Below are 22,481 nucleotides of genomic sequence, written 5' to 3'. Positions count from 1 at the left end.
TGCCGTGTTCGCTCTCCTCTTATTTCTGCGGCGGACGGCGAATCCCTCTCCCCTTTGTTTACGCGGGAGACTGTCTTTTCTTTACCTTCCCGCGGGAAGGCGAGTAAACATTTCGAAGTAGACCTTGCCCAGCGGCGGAATTTACCATAAGGGAGCGGACGGCCTCGCCGTTCGACATTCGTACCGAAATCGAGGCGATGGTTGATGTGGAAGAGGAAGAGATTGCTGGCTTTGCTGACGCTGCTCTCGCTGCTGTTCGCCGCGGCGCCGCTGCCGTCCGCGTTCGGCGCGGCGCTGTGGGACGCGGGCTCGCTCGCCAAAGTATACGATCCCCCGGGGCAGACGTACGCGTACGCGCCGGCCGTGCTTCGGGAAGGAACGACGGAGCATCTGTTTACGTGCCATAACGCGGAAGACGGCGTCATTAAGGATCACATCTACTACACGCGAATCGTGGACGGCGTCGTCGCCGAGTCTCGCTCCGTGCTGCAGGCCGGCCCGGCGGGCGCGTGGGACAGCTTCCACGTCTGCGACCCGGCGGTCGTAGCCGGCAAGTTCCAGTACGAGGGCAACGTTTACGATTACGCGATGTTTTACTTAGGGAACGACTTGAACGCGAGCGCCCACAATCAGATCGGCGTCGCGTTCGCCGACGCGCTCGGCGGACCGTGGGTGAAATACCCGGAGCCGATCGTCACCCATCCGAACGACGGCTACTGGGGCGCCGGCCAGCCGGCGGTCACGAGCATCGACGGGCAAGGCTGGCTCATGCTGTTTTTCACCCGAGGGGACGCGCAAGCGACGGCCGGGTACCGCGTCGAGGTTCGGCTCGGGGACATGTCCGCCCCGGTCGTCGGCGCGCCGCTGCGGCTGACGAACGCGGGCCTCGCGAATCTGAACGGCGACCCGGACTTCCTGAACAACTTCGATATCGCGTACGACCCGAGCCGCGATCGGTTTTACGCCGTGCGCGAGATGCACCCGTACCCGACCGGCGAGCCGTCGTATATCGCGAGCGCGCAGCAGATCGTCAGCATCTCGGGCGGCTCCGTCTGGGGCGGCGGCGGCGAATGGCGCGTCGAAGGCACGCTGAATGCGGCGGTGACCGGCTTCGCGCGCAATCATAACGCCGGATTGCTGCGCACGCCCTACGGCACGTTGCCCTCGCCGAACGCTATAGACGTCTACTTTACCGATAGCGACGCGGCGCCCGCGCTGGTCGGCCGAGCGGAATACACGTACGACTTATGGCGCATCTCCGCCGCGCTCAATAACGACGATCCCGTGCTCGAGACGCCGATCGAAGACTTCCACAGCAAGGACTTCGTCGTCACGAAGCTCGTCGAGAACCTGAACACGAACGCCGTCGAGCTGCACGGCGCGACGACGCTCGCCGATAAGAACGTATGGGTCGGCTACCGGATTTACGATCATGAAGGCTACCTGGTCGTCGCCGGCACCGCGTACCGCGGCGCCGTCGCCGCGGACGGCAGCTTCGCGATTCCGATCGACAAGCCGTCGCTGCAAGGCGACCGCACGGCGCGTCTCGAGGTGTATTTGCTCTCGCCGAAGGGCGTCGAGCTCGACAAGCAGGTGCGCAAGGTGGACTTCTAAACCGTCGTCTGGCAACGATGACAAATAAAAAAAGGCGGTTGAACGGGTTCCCCCGCTCAACCGCCTTTTTCGTGCCCGTTACCCGGAAGTCAAAGAGAAATCGTCCAGGTGCACGGTCGCGTCCAGCTGCTGATAGTAAATATAAACTCTAACCTGCGTCGTACCGGACGGCGCGGTCGCCGATCCGTTCACGTTCGCCCAGCCGCTCGTCGTCGTGCCGTTGTACGACGCGACCGCCGACTCGGAGAGCACGCTGCCCGAGCCGTTCAGGAATTGCAGCTTCACCTGAACGAGCGTGCCCGCGTTCCTTGAGATGTTCACGTAGCCGTCGAGCGTATACGTCGTTCCTGCGGACGCCGCGACGGACTGGTGGTACCCGAACCAAGCGCCCGAGTTCGAATCGACTTTAGCGGACGCCCCGCCCGATCGGAATACGGCCGTATCCCGGACGCAGTAGTGTTGATCGCAGGTCCAGGAAGCAGCCCCGCCGGAGCCGTTGTCGGTTTCGAAGCCCGGGTTGGCCAGCAAATTCGCGGACGTCGTCGACGCGGTAATCGCGGCGCTCGCCGCGGATGTATTGCCCGCCGCGTCCTTCGCGACGACCGTGTAGGAATAGGACGTGCCGGACGACAGCCCCGTGTCCGTAAACGTCGTCGTCGTGCCGTTCGTCGTGCCCGCCAAGGTCGAGCCGCGGTACACCTCGTAGCCGGCGACGCCGACGTTATCGGACGACGCGCTCCAGGTCAGGGTGATCGAGTTGCCCGTCGACGCGGTCGCCGCGACGTTCGTCGGCGCGGTAGGCGCCTCGGTATCCCCAGGGTTCCCCGACCCTGCGGACAAGACGAAATCGTCCAGGTACAGCTCTGCGTTCAGATCGAAAATAGAGACGATCACGCGCACGTTCGCCGTTCCCGCCGGCGCGGTGTAGGACCCTTGCACTTGCGTCCATCCGTTCGTCGTCGTGCCGTTGAAGCCGGCCGCCGTATGCTCGGCGATCGTGCCGCCGGAACCGTTCCGGAACTGCGTCTTGACGACGATGTTCGTGCCCGTGTTTCTCGGGATGTTCACGTAGCCTTCGAAATTGTACGTCTCCCCTGCGGTGCCCGCGACGTCTTGGTAGATGCTGAACCAAGCGCCCGTCGTGTGATCCACCTTCAGCGAAGCGTCTCCCGTCCGCTTGACGGTCGTATTTCGCGAGCAGTAGTTCTGTTCGCAAGTCCACGAAGCGGGTACGCCGGAGCCGTTGTCGAGCTCGAAGCCCGGGTTCGCGAGCAGATTGCTGGTTGGCGTATCCGTTGTTACGCTTACGGAGGCGCTGGCGGCGGAAGCATTGCCGGCGGCGTCTCTCGCCTTCACGGTGTACGTATACGTCGTGCCGGCGGTGAGGCCGCTGTCCGTGTACGTCGTCGTCGTGCCGTTCGTCGTGCCCGCCAGCGTCGAACCGCGGTACACGTCATAGGCCGTCACCCCGACGTTGTCTGTCGACGCCGTCCAAGACAACGTTACGGAATTCGCGGTCTTCGAAGTCGATTGCAGCCCCGTCGGCGCCGTCGGCGCCTGCGTATCCCCCGAGCCGCTGCCCGTGGTCGTAGCGACGACCGCGTTGCTGGCGCCGGATACGTTGCCCGCGCCATCCTTCGCCTTCACCGTGTACGTGTACGACGTACCCGGCGTCAGCGACGTATCCTTAAACCAAGTCGCCGATGCGCCCGTCGTGGAACCGGCGAGCACGCCGTCGCGGTAAATGTCATAGCCCAACACGCTGTAGTTATCCGTGGAGGCATTCCAATACAGCTCGATCGTCGTATCGGTCGATACCGGCGAAACGAGGCCGGTCGGCGCCGAAGGCGGCGATGTATCCGCCGGCGCCTTCGTCAGCGAGAAGTCGTCGACGTTCAGCGTGACGTCCAAATCCGCATAGTGAATATTCACGCGGACGTACTTCGCGTTCGGCGGCGACGTCGTCGTGCCGTGCACGTTGACCCAACCGTTCGTCGTACCGGTAATCTCCGCGAACGTTTGCTCCCGGATCAACTTGTTTTCGACGTCAAGGAACTGGATTTTCGCGCGAACCGTCGTCGTGACGTTGCGGCTAATATTCACATATCCGTCGAGCGTATACGCTTGATTCGGTTCCGCAGGCACGCTCTGCAACGAGCCGAACCATGCGCGGGTGTTCCCGTCCACCTTGAGCGAAGCGTTGCCGCTGCGCTTCACCGCCGTATCCGAGTAGCAGTACCATACTTGCTCGCACGTCCAATTCGCGGGACGGCCGTCGCCGCCGACCGTCTCGAAGCCCGGGTTGGCGAGGAAATTGTCGGAAGAGCCGAACGTCGTCACCGTCGTCGTCGCCGCAGCGGAGACGTTCGCTCTTGCGTCCTTCGCCTTCACCGCGTACGTATACGACGTATTCGGTGCAAGACCCGTGTCCACATACGCCGTCTTCGATCCGTCGACGGTCGCGATCGTCTGCGTCCCGCGCACGATCTCGTACGCCGTCACGCCGACGTTGTCCGTCGACGCCGTCCAAGACAACGCGACGCCCGTATCGCTCTTCGAGGCCGCGGTCAAGCTGCCGGGTGCCGTAGGCGGAATCGTATCGATCGGATTCGTCGACACCGCGAGCGGCGCGCTGCCCGCGGACGCGTTGCCCGCTTCGTCCCTCGCGACGACCGTATACGTGTAGGCGGTATTCGGCGTCAGTCCGGCGTCCGTGTACACGGTACCTCCGTTGACGGTGGCGACATGCGCGGAATTGCGGTAAATCCGATATTCGGAGACGCCGATGTTGTCGTTCGACGCGTCCCAAGCGAGCGTAATCGTCGAATCGGTCTTGGCCGTCGACTTCAGGTTCGTCGGCGCGGATGGCGCGCTAGAATCTTGCGCTCCGCTGCCTTGTCGCACGACCTTTACTGCGATATCCCGCTCGAACGAAGGAATGCCGCTGAGCGTCACATTCCCCCCGGAGGCGGTCGCCGTGGCCGTGTGTACCGTCTGTCCGGAAACGGTATCTACGTATTTGATGTCGTACGTACCGCTATTCATCGAAGGCAGCGTGAACGACATGCCGCTGATCGTCCGCGGGTCGGCCTCGCCGTAGTGCCCCTGCGGATCGTTGATCCAGAGCAGCGCTCTGTCGGCGTTCTTGAAGGCGCCGACCTTCGTGCCGTTGCTCTGCAGGCCGTAATCGACGTGCGGCATCGAAGGCAAGTAATATTCCTCCGGCTTGATAAAGCCCGCGAATACGTTGTAATAAGGCTTATATTCCGGCGGCAGATCGAAGCCGCTCTTCGACGGGTGCTGATCGATGACCCAAGGCAGGTTCGCCCCCGTCGCGCCCGCGCGGAATACCGGCGACCAGACGCCGTCGTGAACGAAACGGTGCGTCAGCGGCGCTCCTGCCGGCAGATCTTCGAAGAGATGGCCGGTTTCCCCGATGAACGTCGGCCGGTTGCCGAAATCGGCGAGCGAACGCTTGATGTTGTCCTCCCAGGTGTCGACCGCGTCGTGATCGGAATGATAGAAGTGGATATTCACGATATCGAGCGTCGTGAGCGGCTCCCAGCTCGTCTGGTTGAATTCGATATGATCCATCCAGGCGAAACTCGTCGTCGTCGGGTGGTTATAGAAGTCCCAAGACTTCCAATACGTGTCCATCGTCTCGTGCCAGAACGGCTTGTGCTCGTACGTGTTCACGTGGTTGTCCGCCTCGTTCCAGTACTCGAGCATGCCGAGCGAGGTGCTGTAGCCCCAGCGGGCGAAAATGTATCGCAGCAGCTTCTTCTGGTATTCGAGCGACGTCGGATTCGTCCAGTAGTCCGTGTCGTTGTCCGTCCAATACGCCGGACCGCCGTTCGCGATATTGTGTGCGTGGTATTCCCAGTCGTAGTAGAAGTCGCCGAAGCTGTTCAACGTAAGCATGATGTAAATATCATTCGCTTCCGCCGCTTCCATCAGCGCATCGAACCGCCCTGCGTTCTCCAGGTTGTACCGGCCGATCCCCTCGTACGTCATCGTAATTCCTTGCTGATGCGTCGTGACCGGGCCCCACTCCAGCGCGTAGTTCGCCCACCAGCAGCTCAGCCAGACGCGCATCAGGTTCATCTGATTGGCCTTATAGGTCGGCATGGCGTCGATAATTTCGCTCGTCGTGCTCCAGGCGAAGTTCGTGCCGAGCAGCGTCAGCTGTTTCCCGTGGCTGTCGATCGTTCGGTTGCCGGAGACGCCCATAAAGCCGCGGGGATTGCTCGCCGCCCCGGCCGTGAACGAATACGCGGACGATTGGCCCGTCCCGTTCACGTCTGTTACTTGCAGCGTCACGCTATAAGCGCCTGTGACGCGGGGCGTGTACCGCACCGCCCATTTCGGCGACGAATGCGACCGGTAGAAGGCCGGCACGACCTCCGTCTGGCCCCCCGGCGTCGTAAAGTAAGCCCTTACATCGGCTTCGTCGGGATTAAACGGATTGTCATATGTAGCGCTCAGGTCGAACGTCATCTCGAACTTCTCGTACGCGGCCGGCGTCGACGTGTTCATCGATACGTTCGTGAACGTCGTCGCCGCGGAGGCCGTCTCGACCCCTATAGATAATGTCGACAGAAAGCCCGTCATCGCGATCATGAAGCAAACCAACGTCGAAACCGCCCGTTTTCCGATACCCATCCTCATGTTGCGTAAGTCCCTCCTAGTAAGTAGTGGTGATAATTGCCGTCAGCCTTGCAAAACCTCTTCGCCTCACCTCCTTTCCGTTTGGTCCCTCATTATTCTTTCACGCTGCCAAGGACGATGCCGGTCATGAAATATCGTTGGAGCAACGGGTAGACGATAAGAACCGGGAGCGCCCCCAAGAAGATCTGAGCCGCCCGGACCGCTCGATCGTCCAGGCTTTGCATATAGATCGCGTCGTCGATATTCGTGATCTTGCTGAAGTCCATCTGCACCACGACCGTCTGCAAATAGCTCGCGAGCGGGTACTGCGCCGAATCGTTCATAAAGAGAATTCCGGCGAACCATTCGTTCCAATGACCTACGATCGTAAACAATCCGACGGTCGCCATCGAAGGCAGCGACAAGGGGACGACGATGCGCCATAGCAGCTTCCAATGGCCGCAGCCGTCCATGAAGGCGGCCTCCAGCAGCGCCTTCGGCAGCGCCCGAAAGAAATTCAACATCAAGATGACGTTGAACACCGGCACGGCCCCCGGCAGCACTAATGCCCATAACGTGTTCAGCAGCCCCAATTCTTTAACGAGAATGTAACTGGGCACCAAACCGCCGGAGAACAGCATCGTAAATACGAACAACCATGCATACCCGGTTCGGAAGGCGAACTGCGCGGATTCCTTCGACAACGGGTACGCGACGAGAACGGTCAGCAGCATATTAATGGCAAGCCCCAGGAGGACGCGTTCCGCGGAAACCGCGATCGAAGTCAGGAACGCTTCCTTCCGCGCGACGAACGCATACGCCCTTCCCGTGAGTTCTACGGGAAGAAACGCGACCTTCCCCGCTTGGATGGCGGAAGCGGAGCTGAGGGAGATCGACAGCACGTTGAGCAGCGGAAGGAGGCAGAGGACGGAAAGCGCCGTAAGAAGTACATAGATGCCTACCGTCGTCGCTTGCTGCCTGCGCGTTCTCCGATGGATCATGGAAGCCCCCCCTTCGTTGCGCGTCAGAAAATCCGGTAGTTGGCGAACCGATAGGCAAGCCAATAGGAGATCGAAATCAGAGTGAACGAGATGACGGACTTGAAGAAGCCGACCGCCGTCGCCACGCTGAATTGCGCGTTGACGAACGCCAATCTGTACACGTACGTGTCCAAAATATCGCCTGTCGCATACACGGAAGGATTATACAGGTTGAAAATTTGGTCGAACCCGGCGTTCAACACGTTCCCGAGACTCAGCGTAAGCATCAGGACGATGATGGGCATCATCCCCGGCAGCGTAATGTGCATCGTTTGCTTCCACCGGTTCGCGCCGTCGATCACGGCGGCCTCGTAAAGAGCGGGATTAATGGAAGTCAGCGCGGCGAGGTAGACGATCGTGCCGAAGCCGAACTCCTTCCACACGTCCGTACCGACCATGACGAACGGAAACCATCCTTGATCGCCGAGAAAGAAAATCGGCTCGAAGCCGACCGCCCCTAACGTTCGGTTGACGATGCCGCTCGTCGGGGACAGCACCTCGATCAAAATCCCGCTTAAGATGACCCAAGACAGGAAGTGCGGCAAATAAATGATCGTTTGCACCGCGCGCTTGAAGACCTCTCTCCGAATTTCGTTCAGCAGCAGCGCCGTGACGAGCGGAGCCAGCAGGCCTGCCGCGATTTTCATCGCGGAAATGAAGACGGTGTTGCGAATGACCTCCACCGTCTGAGGCAAGGAATAAATATATTGAAAATGCCGCAGCCCTACGTACTTCGAACCGAATAAGCCTTTCGTAGGCACGAAATCTTGAAACGCGATAATCAGTCCTACCATAGGACCGTAACAAAACAACAGCACCAACATTAGCCCGGGCCAGATCATGAGGTGCAGCGGCCATTCGATTCTCCATCGCTTCGAGGTCATGGTCGTCCCTTCCGGCTCCTATTTCAATCGTCCGCTGGCGGTCACTTCGTCTAAAATCTCTTGTCCGCCTTGCTTATACCACTCTTCTACGAACGCGGTGTCGAAGTCGTCCAACGGCCGCGTCCCGTTAATAATTTCCGTGAAAATTTTCACCTCCAGATCCCGTAAAATCGGCCCCTTCGTGACCATGGCCGTCGTCGGCTGCCCCATGTAGACGCTTGTAACGGGCGGGGTTTCCCGATCGTATCGATTCGTGATGGAGTAGGCGCCGTCCGCGCCGAACAGCGCGTTCCAGAGCCACATGTCGAGATTTCCGTTTTCGTATTCCTTAATTCCGTCGTAGTACGTCTTGGCGGAAGAGGTAAGCTTCGATTCGTCGCCCGTTCGCAACGCTTCCTGGATCAGGTCGTTGTCGGTTTGGTTCTGGTTGCTGAAGCCCGGCCCGATAATCGGGGACAAGCTGAATACTTGGTAGTTGACGTCGCCTTCCTTCACTTGATGGTAATTCGGATCCCGATTCGGTCCGCTCACCTTCTCGTGATAGTAGTTTAAAATCTTAAGGACGGCTTCGGGATGCTTCGCGGCTTTGTTGACGACGATGAACTGCGTCGGAATGTCGCCCCGGCCGCTGGGATGCACGGGCGCGCCGTCCGCGGAGACGATCGGATACGGCCTCCAGTCGGTCTTTGGATCCTCCTTCTTCATGCCCGCGATCGGCCACGTGCCGACCCAAAACTCGCCGTACGCCATGCCGATCTTATGCGTCGTCGCCAGCTCCCCGGCCTTGCTTCCGTCCAGGACGCTGAATTCTTTCGGAATCGCGCCCGCTTTATATAACTCCTGAAGCTTCCCGAGCGCGACCTTCACTTCCGGCAGCGTATCCGCGAGCACGACATCGCCTTCGGCGTTCTTAAGGAAGGTCAGATCCGTTCCCGAGCCGTTCGCCGGATTGTACGGGTACGAATGATACCCGTTGAAAAACCCGTCCAAGCCGGCCCATCCGCCGAATAAATCCTTCATGACATTCAGTCCGTACGTATCGTGCTTTCCGTTCCGGTCGGGATCCTCGTTCGTGAACGCCAGGGCGATCTTGATCACGTCGTCCATCGTGCGCGGCGGCTCGAGCCCCAGGTTGTCCAACCAGTCCTTGCGGATCCAAATCATCTGCGCGCCGCCCGGAATTCCGCCGTTCAGCGGCAGCGCCATCAGCCTGCCGTCGAAGGTGGCACCCTTGAGCTTGACCGAGCCGAACTCCTCGAACGATCGGCGGGTGACGTCGGAAGCGTACTTCTCGTAGACGTCCGTCAAGTCGGCGGCTTGCCCCGCTTCGACGATTTGCTGCAGCTGCTTGGCATCGACCTGATAGAAATCCGGCATATCCCCGGAAATCATAGAGACCGTTATTTTATTGTTGTATTGTTTATGATTCACCTTCCACTTGTTCACGACCTGAATGCCGAACAGCTCTTTCAGATCTCTCGTCCACAAGTTGTCGTCGATCGATTCTCCTTCTCTGTACGTCTCCAAGTCGGGCAACGCGCGTACCGTCGTCACCGTGATCGGCGGGTCGTACTTCCCTAACGGGCCGTCCTCCGTCGCTTTCGTCGCCTCCGGTGCGGACGTCTCCATGCTGCCGTCCGTATTGCAAGCGGTGATCGCCAGCGCCGGCATTAGCGCCGCGACGAGTACATGATTCGCTCTCCCCTTCCAAATGCGCATCCGATGTAACCTCCCGGGTGTCGTTCTTCTATTGAACATTATGGTCTAACGCGAAGGCGCGCCGAAACAAGACAGTCATAACTTTGTTATCCTTTCATGTCTTTCTGTGCAGGTCTCGGTATTGCTGCGGCGTCATTTGTGTGTATTTCTTGAAAAACCTGGCAAAATACGAGGGCGTGTCGTACCCGATCGCCGCCCCGACCTCCTGAATTTTCGCCGACGTGCCGGCCAGCATTTCCATCGCGGTCTTTAGCTTGACCTCGCTGATGTAATCGGTCAGGCTTTGTCCGGTCTGTTGTTTATACAGGCGCGATAAATAAAAGGGCGTTAAATACACCGACTCCGCCAGACGCGTCAACGAGACGTCGCCGGTCAGGTTCGCCCCGATGTAGGCTCGTACCCGGCCGATCACGTCGTTCGAGACGAGCTTCGTCTCGTCCTCGCTTTCCGCGAACAACGACTCCGCGAGCGAGCGGAAATACTTCGTCATGTCGGAGAAGGAAGCATGCTCCTCGTACGACAGCAGAGGCCCCACGCCCGGACGGTCGGTGAAGCGCTGAAGCAGGTCGTTCCGGTTCAAATAGGATAAAAAGATGGAGGCAAGCGAGTAATACGCCTCCAATGCCACGCTCGCCTGGAGATCCGTCCGTTCCGCGAGCGGCATCATGATTTCGTCGTACAGGAGGAAAAATTTTTCGGGCTGCTTCCGCTCGAGGCATTGCGCCAGCAGCCTCATCTTCGTCAGCGAAGCGCGCCCATGCTGCCTCTCCTCCGCGAGCGCGGGCCGATCGGTCAAGATCGTTTCCGACCCTTGCCCCAGCCCGCGGCCGAACAGCAAGGAAAACCGTTCGAAGACGACCGAAAGCGATTCCCACTCGTACGTCTGGCTGCCGACGATAAAGGAACATGGAAGCTGCAAGTACGTCCTGCACGCGGCCTGCACCGACTCGATCATCTCGCTCATATACCGGATCGGATGTCCCGGATCGGTCGGATCCTCCAGCACCGGTTGCAGCAGCCATAAGACCCGATCCGATGCGAACGCGAGATGGAACGTCCGGTACGAATGCGCGAAAAATTCCTCGAAGATGTTATTGAGCGAATACAAAAACAGCGATTTATCCCTCGGGGGCAAGTCCGGCCGCCACGCGTCGACCCGTGCGGCCGCCATCAAGACCGGCCGTTCGGGCGCGAGCGGAATGTCCAAGGACGCGAACTGAGCCCGGCGCGACGCCGCCGTCGAAGGGTCCCCGTTCAGGAGATCCAGCATATACTCTTTGCGGAGCATCGGCAGCGCGACGGTCATCTGGCTCTTTGCGTTCCGGATCAGCTCCTCGAACTGCGATTGCTCCGTAATTTGCCGGATGGCCTTCGCCACGACCTCGACGATCGCTTCGTCTCCCTCCGTTTTCAAAACGTAATCCAAAGCCCCGCCTCGCATCGACTCTTGAATATAATGGAAGTAATTGTAACCGCTTAAAAAAATGGTCCGGCACCTCGGCCACAACCGCTGCAATTGACGATGCAGCTCAATGCCGTTCAGCCCCGGCATCTCGATGTCGGAAAGCAAGACGTCCACGCGCAGCTTCCCCGCGACCTGCAGCGCCTCGTATCCTTCGTATGCTTTATATACTTCCAAGTCGAGTTCGTCGACGCTGCGGAACAAGTTGTATAACCCGTCTACGATAGCCGGTTCGTCGTCGACGATAAGCAATCGATACATCTCAGCTTCCTCCTTCGATCCGTATGCAGACGTCGACCTTCAATCCCCCGAGCTCGGATCTCGATACGGCAATTCCCGCTTCGTCGCCGAACCGAAGCCGCAGGCGGCGGTGAACGTTCAATAAGCCGGTATACTCGGTTTCCGGGCTTTGGAACAGCAAGCCTTCTTCCAATGCCGCCAGGGCGTCGTCCGTCAACGACTCGCCGTTGTCCTCGACGGAAACGACGACCCGGCGTCCCTCCCTCCGGATGCCGACGGCGATTTTCCCGTTCTTCAGCTTCTTCTCCATGCCGTACTTGTAAGCGTTTTCGAGAACGGGCTGCAACACGAGCCTCGGCACGGCGGCATGCCCGCAGCCCTCGGGCAACGTGCCGAATTCGACGTCGATCCGGTTAGAGAAACGCATATTTTGAATATCTACGTACGTTTTCGCGTGTCTCACCTCGCTTTCTAAGGACACCTCGTCCGACGCGTTGCGGGTAATATATTGGAAATACTCCCCCATATACCGGCACAAGCGGACGACCGATTCCAGATCCTCGTCCTTCGCCTTCCGGTACAGCGTAAAATAAGTGTTGTATAGAAAATGCGGGTTGATTTGCGCTTGCAGCTGTTTCAGTTCGGCGCGCTGCGCCCGGGTTTGCTGCTCGACGACTTCATGGAAGAGCACGCTCAGCCGATGAACCATCATATTGAAGTGACGCATTAAATCGGTAAATTCGTCTCCGCTCTTCGGAAGCGCGATCGGCGTCCATTGCCCTTCCTCTACCTTGCGGAACGAACGAATCAGCTTATTCAACGGACGGTGGATCAGCCGGTACATCCAATACGAATACCCTAAGATGACGAGCACCGACAAGGCGGACAGCCCCCAAAGCAGCCTCTGGTACAGTTGAATCGGGCCGAGGAGCGCGTCCTGCCGCACATACACGGTTAGGAAGCTGTTCAACGGCTCGGAGTATCGGTACGCGACCAAGTAGGCGACCCCTTCCGCATCGAGGCGTTCGACGCCCTCGACGGGACCGGCTTGCGCGCGGCTCCCCAAGAAGGACTTTAACGCGAACAGCACCGGCTCGTCCTTCCGGTTGGCGACGTCCCAGCCCTGATTCAGATTCACCATCACCGCCCCGGAGGACTCGTATTCCTTGAATTGCGCGAACAATGCTCTCAATTCGGAGAGATTGATCTCGACCTGCAGCACGAACGACGGCGAGAGCGCATGCGGGGAATTCGATTCCGGGAACGGCACCGCGAGAAACAACCGTTGCTCCCACGGAAAGAAGCTCCGGTCCGGGAGACGGTAGATCGCCTCCGTCGCCCGGTAATCGTCGGACAACCGGTCCGTGATCGAATGCTCCGTCGAGAGCGTCCGCCGCTGCTCGACCAGATGCGCGTGGACTCCCTGGAGAAGAGCGCTGGAATCTTTCACTAGCCTCAGCTTGCTTTCGAGCCGAAGCACCGCGTCCGACCACTCGTTGATTTTCATGTGTTGCCCCGTGAACGTAAGGCGATGCAAGTCCTTATCCACGGCGATATGGTTCAGCAAATTGAGGGTGTGGGCCACTTCTTTCTCGAGCGAGTCGACGAAAAAGTTCGTCCTGGACGACAGCGAGTTCGCCAATTCCTTGCGAACGCTGGACTCGCCCAGCTTGATCATGACCAGCCCGATGCCGTAAAGCGGCGTGACCACGATTAAAAAAGCCAGCGCCAATTTCGGAAAAATGGTATTCCACCGGCTCTTCCCGCTCGCATCCGGTCGATCGGCCCGCATGGGATCGCCTCCTTGTTTCGTGCGCGATTTCGTCCACCTTATCTTAATACAACGACTTATGTTCAGAAAACTCACATTTTTCCCAACCTTCAGTATTGTGCGAACAAGAAACGGATGATAGAATCGTGACTATATTTGACATGCGCTTTTATTATAACAGCGATGAAAGCGCTTAACACTAACGTCGGGTGTTATCCTCCGGCGAAAGGGCGGTGTCGGCGGGACGCCTTCTTCGCGGGAGTGCCATATTTCTTCGTTTCTTCTTATATAAATGTATTTAGTACAACTAGCCGAGACCCGCAGCGTCCCACCGAAAAACCATGAGAGAAAGGTTGGCAGCGATGAAGGATTACGGGTTCCCCCCAAAGCAGGGTCTCTACGACCCTAGCAACGAGCATGACGCATGCGGCATCGGGTTTGTGGCGAATATCAAGGGCGTACCTTCCCACGACATCGTCCGGCAAGCGTTGCTCGTGCTTACGAATCTCGACCATCGAGGCGGGCAAGGCAGCGAGACGAATACGGGGGATGGCGCCGGCATCTTGCTGCAAATCCCGCACAGGTATTTCAAGAAAGCCTGCATCGGTCTCGGCTTCGAACTGCCCGAGCCGGGCGATTACGGCGTCGGCATGCTGTTCCTGCCGCAGGACGCCGCGCTTCGCGCGCGCTGCGAAAGCGTCGTCGAGGCGATCGTGCGCGAGGAAGGGCAGGAGTTGCTCGGCTGGCGCACCGTGCCCGTCGAGAACGGTACGCTCGGCGACCGCGCGAAGGCGGCGGAGCCGTTCATGCGGCAGCTGTTCATCGGCAAGCTGGGGACGGACGGCGACGCGCTGGCGTTCGAGCGCAAGCTGTTCGTTATTCGGAAACGGGCGGAATATGCGCTGAAAGCGCTCGAGGGCGCCGAAGCATGCTACTTCTCCAGCCTCTCGAGCCGTACGATCGTGTACAAGGGCATGCTGACGCCCGAGCAGGTCGACGCCTATTACGTCGAGCTGCAGGACCCGTCGCTCGAGAGCGCGCTCGCCCTCGTCCACTCCCGCTTCAGCACGAACACGTTCCCGAGCTGGGAGCGCGCGCACCCGTACCGCTACCTCATTCATAACGGCGAAATCAATACGCTGCGCGGCAACATTAATTGGATGCGCGCGCGGGAATCGCTGCTCGCCTCCGAGCTGTTCGGCGACGACATCAAGAAAATCCTTCCGATCGTCGATACGGACGGCTCCGATTCGCAAATCTTCGACAACGTGCTCGAATTTTTACTGCTCTCCGGCCGGTCGCTGCCGCACGCCGCGATGATGATGATTCCGGAGCCGTGGCCGAAGCACGAATCGATGAGCCCGGAGAAGAAAGCTTTCTACGAATACCACAGCTGCCTGATGGAGCCGTGGGACGGACCGGCGGCCATCGCGTTCACCGACGGCCGCGTCATCGGCGCCGTGCTCGACCGCAACGGGCTCCGTCCATCCCGCTATTACGTGACGTCCGACGATCTGATCGTGCTCGCCTCGGAGGTCGGCGTGCTGCCGATTCCGGCGGAGAAGATCGTGCGCAAGGCGCGGCTGACGCCGGGCCGGATGCTCGTCGTCGATACGGCGGAGGGCCGCATCGTCTCCGACGAGGAGATCAAGGACCGCATCGTGAACGAGAAGCCGTACCGAGCGTGGCTCGATGCGCATCTCGTCAGCCTCGAGGAGCTGCCGGAGCCGCCTTCGTCGGCCGCCGCGCGGGAATCCGCCGCCGCATCGGCGCTGGTCGAGGCGCCGACGGAGGCGTCCGGCGAGCTGCGCCGGCGCCAGCAGGCGTTCGGTTACAGCTTCGAGACGCTGCGCAAATTCCTCGAGCCGATGGCGACGCACGGCATCGATCCGATCGGCTCGATGGGCTACGACGCGCCGCTCGCCGTCCTGTCGGACCGCCCCCAGCTGCTGTACCACTACTTCAAGCAGCTGTTCGCGCAGGTGACGAACCCGCCGATCGACGCGAATTTCGAGGAAATCGTCACCGCCCAAGGCACGACGATCGGAGGCGAGCGCAACCTGATCGAACCGGGGCCGGAGAGCTGCCGGCAAATCCGGCTCAAGACGCCGTTCCTGACGAACGCGGAGCTCGAGAAGCTCCGGTACGTGCGCCGCGAAGGCTTCCGCGCCGCGACCGTGCCGGCGCTGTTTCCCGCGGCGGACGGACCGTCCGGGCTCGAGCCGGCGATGGAGCGGCTGTTCGGGGAGCTCGACCGGCTCGTCGCCGAAGGCGTCAACCTGATCGTGCTGTCCGACCGCGGCCTTAGCGCCGAGCTCGCCCCGATTCCGGCGCTGCTCGCCGTCGCGGGCGCGCACCACCACCTGATTCGCCAAGGCACCCGCACGCGGGTGAGCCTGCTGCTCGAGTCCGGCGAACCGCGCGAGGTGCACCACTTCGCGGTGCTGCTCGGCTTCGGCGCGGAGGCGATCAATCCGTACGTAGCGTTCGAGACGCTCTCCGATATGATCCGCGAAGGGCAGCTCAAGGGCGTCGACCGCGCCAAGGCGGAGTACAACTACGTGAAGGCTGCGACGAAAGGCGTCGTGAAGGTGCTCGCGAAGATGGGCATCTCGACCATACAAAGCTACCGCGGCGCGCAAATATTCGAAGCGATCGGCCTGAACGGCGCCTTCGTCGACAAATACTTCACCTGGACGGCGTCCCGCATCGAGGGCATCGGCATCGAGGAAATCGCCCGCGAGACGCTCGAGCGCCACCGCCGCGCGTATTCCGCGCGCTCCGGCCGCGGCGCCGAGCTCGATACCGGCGGCGACCTGCAGTGGCGCAAGGACGGCGAGGAGCATCTGTACAGCCCGGAGACGATCCACGCGCTGCAAAGCGCGGTCCGCACAGGCAACTACGCGCAATACAAGCAGTTCGCGAAGTTTATCGCGCGCGATTCGGAGAAGCAGTTCCATCTCCGGGGCTTGCTGGCGTTCAAGACCGGGCGCCGGCCCGTGCCGATCGAGGAGGTCGAGCCGGTCGAGTCGATCTTCCGGCGCTTCAAGACCGGCGCGATGTCGTACGGCTCGATCAGCCAGGAGGCGCACGAGACGCTCGCGATCGCCATGAACCGCATCGGCGGCAAGAGCAACACGGGCGAGGGCGGCGAGCATCCGAGCCGGTTTACGCCGGACGCGAACGGCGACCTTCGGCGAAGCGCGATCAAGCAGGTCGCCTCCGGCCGGTTCGGCGTGACGAGCAACTATCTCGTCAACGCGGACGAAATTCAAATTAAGATGGCGCAGGGCGCGAAGCCGGGCGAGGGCGGGCAGCTGCCCGGCAGCAAGGTGTACCCGTGGGTCGCCGAGGTGCGCGGCGTCACGCCGGGCGTCGGCCTGATCTCCCCGCCGCCGCACCACGATATTTACTCGATCGAGGATCTCGCCGAGCTCATTCACGACCTGAAGAACGCGAACCCGCGGGCGCGCATCAGCGTCAAGCTCGTCTCCGAGGTCGGCGTCGGCACGATCGCCGCGGGCGTCGCCAAGGGCAAGGCGGACGTCGTGCTCATCAGCGGCTACGAAGGCGGCACGGGCGCGTCGCCGCAGACGAGCATTAGGAATGCCGGCTTGCCGTGGGAGCTGGGCCTCGCGGAGACGCATCAGACGCTGGTGCTGAACGACCTGCGCAGCCGCATCACGGTCGAAACCGACGGCAAGCTGATGACCGGCCGCGACGTCGTCATCGCCGCGCTGCTCGGCGCCGAAGAGTTCGGCTTCGCCACGACGCCGCTCGTCGCGCTCGGCTGCGTCATGATGCGCGTCTGCCACCTCGACACGTGCCCCGTCGGCGTCGCGACGCAAAATCCGGAGCTGCGGGCGAAGTTCGCGGGCGACCCGGAGCATGTCGTCCATCTGATGCGGTTCATCGCGGAGGACGCGCGCGAGCTGATGGCTTCCCTCGGCTTCCGGACGATCGAGGAGATGGTCGGCCGCACGGACGTGCTCGAGACGAATCGAGCGATCTCGCATTGGAAGGCCAAGGGCGTCGACCTAAGCCCGCTGCTGTATCAGCCGAACGTGCCGGAGACGGTCGGCCGCTTCTGCTCGATGCCTCAGGACCACGGGCTCGACCGGTCGCTCGACCGGACGCAGCTGCTGCGCATTTGCGAGCCGGCGCTCGAGCGCAAGGAGCACGTGCATGCGATTTTGCCGATCCACAACACGAACCGAGTCGTCGGCACGATTCTCGGCAGCGAGGTCACGCGCCGCTACGGCGCGGAGGGGCTGCCGCACGATACGATCCGGCTCCACTTCGACGGCTCCGCCGGCCAAAGTTTCGGCGCGTTCGTACCGAAGGGCATTACGCTCTCGCTTGAAGGAGACGCGAACGACTACGTCGGCAAGGGGCTTTCCGGCGGCAAGATCGTCGTCTTCCCGCCGGAGAAGGCCGCGTTCACGCCCGAGGAGAACGTCATCATCGGCAACGTCGCGTTCTACGGCGCCACGAGCGGCGAGGCGTACATCCGCGGCATCGCCGGCGAGCGGTTCTGCGTGCGTAACAGCGGCGTTCACGCCGTCGTCGAAGGCGTCGGCGACCACGGCTGCGAATACATGACCGGCGGGCGCGTCGTCGTGCTCGGGCCCACGGGCCGCAACTTCGCGGCGGGCATGTCCGGCGGCATCGCGTACGTGTACGACCCGCGCGGCGAGCTGCGCGGCAAGCTGAACGCGGAGATGGTGCTCGTCGAATCGGTCTCGGAGCCGTACGAAATCAACGAGGTCAAGACGATGATTCGCAACCACGTCAAGTTTACCGACAGCGCCGTCGGTCACCGCATTCTCGAGTCTTGGGAGGAAGCGCTGCTCGATTTCGTGAAAATCATCCCGAAAGATTACAAGCGGATGTTCGAAGCGATCGAGCGCGGCAAGAAAGCGGGCTTAACGAACGAGCAGGCGATCCTGGCCGCGTTCGAAGAAAATATGCGCGACGTCTCGCGCGTCAGCGGCAACTGACCGCCGGAGAGGAGGAGCAGCATCCCATGGGGAAACCGACAGGATTTATGGAATACCGCCGCGAGACGGCGACGGAGGAAGCGCCGCTTCTGCGCATCGCCCACTTCCGGGAGTTCGCGCAGCCGATGCCGGAGGCCGGGCTTCGCGACCAAGGCGCGCGATGCATGGATTGCGGCATCCCGTTCTGCCATACCGGAAAGCTGATCAGCGGCATGGCCGCCGGCTGCCCGATCAACAACCTCATCCCGGAATGGAACGACCTGGTCTATAAGGGTCGCTGGCGCGAGGCGCTCGACCGGCTGCACCTGACGAACAACTTCCCGGAATTCACGGGCCGCGTCTGCCCCGCGCCGTGCGAAGGCTCGTGCACGGTAGGGCTCAACGACTCTCCCGTCGCGATCAAATCGATCGAAAAGGCGATCGTCGAACGCGGCTTCGCGGAAGGCTGGATTACCCCGGAGCCGCCGGCGTCGCGCACCGGCAAGAAGGTCGCGGTCGTCGGCTCCGGTCCGTCCGGCCTCGCCTGCGCGGCGCAGCTCAATAAAGCCGGCCACACGGTAACGGTGTACGAGCGCGCCGATCGTCCCGGCGGCCTGCTCATGTACGGCATTCCGAATATGAAGCTCGATAAAAAATACGTCGAACGACGCATCGACTTGATGAAGGCCGAGGGCATTACGTTCGTGACGAATTGCGAGATCGGCAAGGACCTCCCGGCGGCGGCGCTGCGCGAGGAGTACGATGCGATCGTTCTGTGCGGCGGCGCGACGAAGGCGCGCGACCTCGGGATCGAGGGCCGCGAGCTCAAGGGCGTCCACCTCGCCATGGACTTCCTGCGAGCGAACACGAAGAGCCTGCTCGACTCGGAGCATGCGGACGGCGCGTACATCTCCGCCGAGGGCAAACACGTCGTCGTCATCGGCGGCGGCGACACCGGCACCGACTGCGTCGGCACGTCGATGCGCCACGGCTGCAAGAGCGTCACGCAGTTCGAGATTATGCCGCGCCCGCCGGAGACGCGCGCCGCGAACAACCCGTGGCCCGAATGGCCGAAGGTGTACAAGATGGATTACGGCCAAGAGGAAGCCGCGGCGGCTTACGGGGAAGACCCGCGCCGGTACCTCATCAACACGAAGCGCTTCGTCGGCGACGAGAACGGCAACGTGAAAGAGCTGCACACCGTGCTGATCGAATGGAAAAAGGACGACGCCGGCCGTTTCTCGCCGGTCGAGGTGCCGGGCAGCGAGAAGGTGTACCCCGCCGATCTCGTGCTGCTCGCGATGGGCTTCCTCGGTCCGGAGCCGACCGTGCTCGAGCAGCTCGGCGTCGAGCGCGACGAGCGCTCCAACGCGAAGGCCGCGTACGGCTCGTACGCGACGAACGTCGAAGGCGTGTTCGCCGCCGGCGACATGCGACGCGGCCAGAGCCTTGTCGTCTGGGCGATCAACGAAGGCCGCGAAGCGGCGCGCGAATGCGACCGCTGGCTCATGGGCGACACGCAGCTGCCGTAAGCCGCTAGGGTCGACGCCGTGCAACTGCCGTTAAGGTACCTCCTCTTCCCGACATCGGCGCCGCCCCTCCATCATGTCCAATTTGTCCAAAAACCGCTCCGACAAAAAAAGCTGTCTCCTTCGCAAACGAGCGGAGGAGCAGCTTTTTTTCCGGGAGAACGAAGGGGGGCGTGCTTTTGAACGATTTCAAACCTTTGCGATACGGACTTTTGGGGTTCGCCCTCTTCGTGGTAGGCGGCTTCTTCGACGCCCTGCCGTTCTTCATCCCGTTTGCCGTTGTCGGCACGACGCTGGTTCTGTTAGGGATAGGGATTCAGGTTCGATCGGCGAAGCGTAAGCGGCAAAGGCGGGGGAGTCTCCTCGGCGGAGTCGGCTTGCTGCTATTGATGGCCGGTTGGCCGGTGCAAGTAAGCAGTATCGTTCTTCCGTATGCGGAATGGCTGCCGACCGCAGCCGCGCTGTTCCTACTCGCAGGACTTCTTCTGAAATGAGCATAAAGCCCCTCCCGGTACGGCGGAGGGGCTTTATGCATGTCGTCCAAAATGTCCAAAATCGACGTGCGCATCGAAAACTCCGTTCGGAAGGTACCGCGGCTCCCCTAGCGGCTTTGCGGGAGCCGGACCGCGCGGCGGCCGTACGGCGGCACCGCGAGCGGGCCCGCCGCGACGCGCGCGCCCGTGACGGCGTCGACGCCGTCCGCGGGCAGCGTCACCGAGCCGCCGACGCCGTCGAGATTGACGGCGATCCACAGCCGCTCGCCGGCCGCTTCGCGCGGATAGACGTATGTGCCCGGCGTCGCGTCGGTCCGCTGCGTCACGCCCGCTTCGTCGGCGAAGCGCCGTACGATGCGCTCGAGCATCGCGGCGCCCGCCTCTCCCGCCGGCATCGAGCCGAGCATGGCGACTTTGCCGCGGCCGACCCGGCGTTCGGTCAGGAACGCGAGCCCGTCGGCCGGACCGCCTTCGACGACGCCGAGCACGTCGGCGTCCGTCGCCTCGAACACGCAGCTCCAGAGCGACAGCGGCGCCTTCTCGCCGAAGGCGCTGCCGGTCGCCCCGCTCCCCGTCAGCGGCGCGTGAAAGACAGTCCTAACGCCCGCAAGCGACTCCAGCCGGCCGAGCGCCGCGTCGCGGTGTACGGCGTGATCGGCGGTGCGGATGCCCGTCAGCGGACCGACGACCCAGACGCCGCCGCCGCGCACGAACGCCATCGCCCGCTCGATATACGCCTCGGAGAGGTGCATGACGTACGGCGTAATCAGCAGCTTGTACCCGTCCAACGCTGCGCCTTCCGGCGGCATGTCGCGGTACAGTCCCGCGTCGGCCGCCGCGCGATGGAACCGCGATACCTCGTCAAGGTAGACGAGCCCCTCGGACGGCTCGGTCAGGAGGAACGCCCGCGCCCGATCGGAGTACGTAATCGCGACCTCCGCCTGCGCCGGGGTCGTCGCCAGCAGCGCCGCCTCGAGCTCCGCCTTCGCGGCGCCCGCCTCGACGACGGGCCGGTAGCCGACCGTCGGCGTGCCCCATGCGCTGATCGCGCTGCCGTGCGGATGCTCGACGCCGGCGTGCGGCTGGCGCCACACCCAGTACATGAAGCCTTCCGCGCCGGACGCGTAGGCGGCCGACGCCAGCGCCGGCACGTAGCCGTCCGGCAGCAGTTTATGATAGCCTTGCGTATTGGCGCTGAACGACGGCGCCGTCTCCATGACCCAGTACGGCGCCCCCCGCTTCATCGCGCGGAAGATGTCGTAGGCGAGGGCCATTTTCCGGAATTGCTGTTCGTCTCCGTATTGATCGAAGCCCGCGAAGTCGAGCGGCTCGAACAACGTCTCGTTGTCGACGTAGTGGCTGAGCCCCGTATTGTGCGTAATGGGCGCGTCCGAATGCTCCCGCAGCAGCGCCGCCTGCTCGCGGACGAACGCCGACGCCGTCTCCCGGGTAAACAGCCGATACGCGGTCGAGAGCGAGGCGTTGTGCAAATACGGCGTCTTTACCGGCGCGGGCACCTGCTCGAAGGAGGCATAGCGCTCGCTCCAGATGACCGTCCCCCACGCCTCGTTCAGCCGTTCGATCGTGCCGTAACGAGCGGCGAGCCACTGCGGCCACAACGCGCGGCACGTCGGGCAGAAGCATTCCGCCACATGCCCCTTGAGCTCGTTATCGATTTGCCAGGCGAGCAGCGCCGGATGCCGCCCGAGCGCCTCGGCCATCGCCCGGCCGATGATGCGCGCGCGCTCCCGGAAGTACGCGTTATTGATGCAGACATGCTGCCGGGAGCCATGCGACATCGGCACGCCGTCCGCTTCGTGCACCATGCGCTCCGGATGCCCGTGCGACAGCCAGATCGGCGGCGTCGCCGTCGGGGTGCACAGAATCACCTTCAGCCCTTGCTCATGGTAAAAATCCATCGCCTCGCGGAAGAGCGACAGGTCGATCCGCCCTTCCTCCGGCTCCATATCGGCCCAGGCGAACTCGCCGATGCGCACGACGTTCAACCCCGCCTCTTTCATATATCGCGCGTCTTGCTCCCAATTCGCCCGGTCGTACCATTCCGGGTAATACGCCGCCCCGTAATAGAGCCGCGACAGCTT

At 61.8% G+C, this 22,481-nt stretch carries 11 protein-coding genes; 4 read left to right on the top strand and 7 right to left on the bottom strand.

Features of this window, described 5'->3' with window-relative positions; genetic code table 11:
- Positions 1 to 204 precede the first annotated feature (204 nt).
- The gene (locus tag VEZ38_RS15110; RefSeq protein WP_324894824.1) at positions 205 to 1,614 is read left to right on the top strand and encodes a hypothetical protein; all 1,410 of its coding nucleotides are present in this window, start codon (positions 205 to 207) and stop codon (positions 1,612 to 1,614) included.
- 78 nt (positions 1,615 to 1,692) lie between these two features.
- Here the strand turns inward: VEZ38_RS15110 and VEZ38_RS15105 are convergent, their stop codons facing one another.
- The 6 genes from VEZ38_RS15105 to VEZ38_RS15080 form a co-directional block, all read right to left on the bottom strand.
- Positions 1,693 to 6,282, bottom strand: a complete 4,590-nt coding sequence (locus VEZ38_RS15105; protein ID WP_324894823.1) for a fibronectin type III domain-containing protein — start codon at positions 6,280 to 6,282, stop codon at positions 1,693 to 1,695.
- Between the two features lie 92 nt (positions 6,283 to 6,374).
- A complete protein-coding gene (locus VEZ38_RS15100) occupies positions 6,375 to 7,262 on the bottom strand; it encodes a carbohydrate ABC transporter permease (protein ID WP_324894821.1) in 888 nt (295 codons plus the stop codon).
- Positions 7,263 to 7,285: 23 nt separating this feature from the next.
- Positions 7,286 to 8,185, bottom strand: coding sequence for an ABC transporter permease (locus tag VEZ38_RS15095; RefSeq protein WP_324894819.1), 900 nt, complete (start codon positions 8,183 to 8,185; stop codon positions 7,286 to 7,288).
- A gap of 18 nt (positions 8,186 to 8,203) precedes the next feature.
- The gene (locus VEZ38_RS15090) at positions 8,204 to 9,904 is read right to left on the bottom strand and encodes an extracellular solute-binding protein (protein WP_324894817.1); all 1,701 of its coding nucleotides are present in this window, start codon (positions 9,902 to 9,904) and stop codon (positions 8,204 to 8,206) included.
- 94 nt (positions 9,905 to 9,998) lie between these two features.
- A complete protein-coding gene (locus VEZ38_RS15085) occupies positions 9,999 to 11,627 on the bottom strand; it encodes a response regulator (RefSeq protein ID WP_324894815.1) in 1,629 nt (542 codons plus the stop codon).
- A 1-nt stretch (position 11,628) separates the two neighbouring features.
- The gene (locus tag VEZ38_RS15080; RefSeq protein ID WP_324894813.1) at positions 11,629 to 13,398 is read right to left on the bottom strand and encodes a sensor histidine kinase; all 1,770 of its coding nucleotides are present in this window, start codon (positions 13,396 to 13,398) and stop codon (positions 11,629 to 11,631) included.
- 341 nt (positions 13,399 to 13,739) lie between these two features.
- Between VEZ38_RS15080 and gltB the strand changes: the two genes are divergently transcribed.
- The 3 genes from gltB to VEZ38_RS15065 all read left to right on the top strand — a co-directional run bounded on the left by gltB (position 13,740) and on the right by VEZ38_RS15065 (position 20,379).
- Entirely contained in the window at positions 13,740 to 18,377 is a 4,638-nt protein-coding gene (gltB, locus tag VEZ38_RS15075; protein WP_324894811.1) for a glutamate synthase large subunit, read from the top strand.
- A gap of 26 nt (positions 18,378 to 18,403) precedes the next feature.
- Positions 18,404 to 19,888: a glutamate synthase subunit beta gene (locus tag VEZ38_RS15070; protein ID WP_324894809.1), complete on the top strand. Its 1,485-nt coding sequence runs from the start codon at positions 18,404 to 18,406 to the stop codon at positions 19,886 to 19,888.
- Between the two features lie 176 nt (positions 19,889 to 20,064).
- Positions 20,065 to 20,379, top strand: coding sequence for a hypothetical protein (locus tag VEZ38_RS15065; protein ID WP_324894808.1), 315 nt, complete (start codon positions 20,065 to 20,067; stop codon positions 20,377 to 20,379).
- Between the two features lie 107 nt (positions 20,380 to 20,486).
- Here the strand turns inward: VEZ38_RS15065 and VEZ38_RS15060 are convergent, their stop codons facing one another.
- Positions 20,487 to 22,478, bottom strand: coding sequence for a beta-galactosidase (locus tag VEZ38_RS15060; protein ID WP_324894843.1), 1,992 nt, complete (start codon positions 22,476 to 22,478; stop codon positions 20,487 to 20,489).
- Between the last annotated feature and the right edge of the window lie 3 nt (positions 22,479 to 22,481).

Source organism: Paenibacillus sp., from assembly GCF_035645235.1.
GTDB lineage: Bacteria > Bacillota > Bacilli > Paenibacillales > YIM-B00363 > Paenibacillus_AE.
The sequence above is the reverse complement of the archived record's forward strand: the minus strand, read 5'-3'. Positions and strand labels throughout refer to the sequence as shown.

Coding starts and splice junctions, on each gene's coding strand:
- VEZ38_RS15110 (WP_324894824.1), top strand. CDS start 205: ATGTGGAAGAGGAAGAGATTGCTGGCTTTGCTGACGCTGCTCTCGCTG.
- VEZ38_RS15105 (WP_324894823.1), bottom strand. CDS start 6,282: ATGAGGATGGGTATCGGAAAACGGGCGGTTTCGACGTTGGTTTGCTTC.
- VEZ38_RS15100 (WP_324894821.1), bottom strand. CDS start 7,262: ATGATCCATCGGAGAACGCGCAGGCAGCAAGCGACGACGGTAGGCATC.
- VEZ38_RS15095 (WP_324894819.1), bottom strand. CDS start 8,185: ATGACCTCGAAGCGATGGAGAATCGAATGGCCGCTGCACCTCATGATC.
- VEZ38_RS15090 (WP_324894817.1), bottom strand. CDS start 9,904: ATGCGCATTTGGAAGGGGAGAGCGAATCATGTACTCGTCGCGGCGCTA.
- VEZ38_RS15085 (WP_324894815.1), bottom strand. CDS start 11,627: ATGTATCGATTGCTTATCGTCGACGACGAACCGGCTATCGTAGACGGG.
- VEZ38_RS15080 (WP_324894813.1), bottom strand. CDS start 13,398: ATGCGGGCCGATCGACCGGATGCGAGCGGGAAGAGCCGGTGGAATACC.
- gltB (WP_324894811.1), top strand. CDS start 13,740: ATGAAGGATTACGGGTTCCCCCCAAAGCAGGGTCTCTACGACCCTAGC.
- VEZ38_RS15070 (WP_324894809.1), top strand. CDS start 18,404: ATGGGGAAACCGACAGGATTTATGGAATACCGCCGCGAGACGGCGACG.